Consider the following 638-nt stretch of genomic DNA (forward strand, 5'->3'; position numbering starts at 1 on the left):
TTCCTAAGACCGCTTGGCCTCCGACTTCGCGCACGCCGCCGCCCGCGCCCTCGGCGCGGGGGGCGCGCGCGTGGTGCTGGTCGACACCTCGCCGCGCGGCGAGCCCGTGGCGCGGGCGCTGGCGTCCACGCTCGGCGCGCGACACGTCTCGCTCCCCGTCGTCACGTCGCGCGCGCTGCACGAGCAGGTGCGCAACCTGGTGCGCGACGCCGCGCCGGCCGCCCGCGCGTGACCACGCCCTGGACGCTCGCGCCGCCGGACGGCGATCGGCCGCCGCGCACGTGGCGCGCGGTCGCCGCGCTGCTCGCCTTCTGGTGGGGCGCGACGGGACTGCTGATCGTGCTCCAGCGCAGCGCGAGCACGCGGCTGGCCGCGCTCGCGCTCACGACCGCGACCGTCCCGGCGGGACTGCTGCTGCTGCGCCGCGCGCGCGGCGCGTGGACCCCACGCGCCGCGGTCGAGTCGTTCGCCGGCGGCGCGCTGCTCTGGACCGCGGTGTCGGCGTCGCTGTACGGGGGGTGGGTGGTCGGCTGGACGCTCGACCGGCCGGCCGACGCGGCGCTGGCGCGGCGCGCGGTCGCCGGCGTCGCCGCGGCGGCGCCCGGCGCGCTGGTGGCGGCGGCGCTGGTGGCCGCGCT

At 80.9% G+C, this 638-nt stretch carries 1 protein-coding gene and 1 pseudogene; both read left to right on the forward strand.

What is annotated here, in order from left to right; translation table 11 throughout:
• Window positions 1–13: 13 nt before the first annotated feature.
• On the forward strand, window positions 14–232 hold the full coding sequence (locus PYV61_RS26315) for a hypothetical protein (protein ID WP_275836853.1): 219 nt from the start codon (window positions 14–16) through the stop codon (window positions 230–232).
• A pseudogene (locus tag PYV61_RS26320) lies at window positions 229–638 on the forward strand (hypothetical protein); the annotation flags it as partial. The gene PYV61_RS26315 and the pseudogene PYV61_RS26320, both read left to right, overlap by 4 nt.

This window comes from Roseisolibacter sp. H3M3-2, assembly GCF_029211165.1.
In the GTDB taxonomy this organism is placed as follows: Bacteria; Gemmatimonadota; Gemmatimonadetes; order Gemmatimonadales; family Gemmatimonadaceae; genus Roseisolibacter.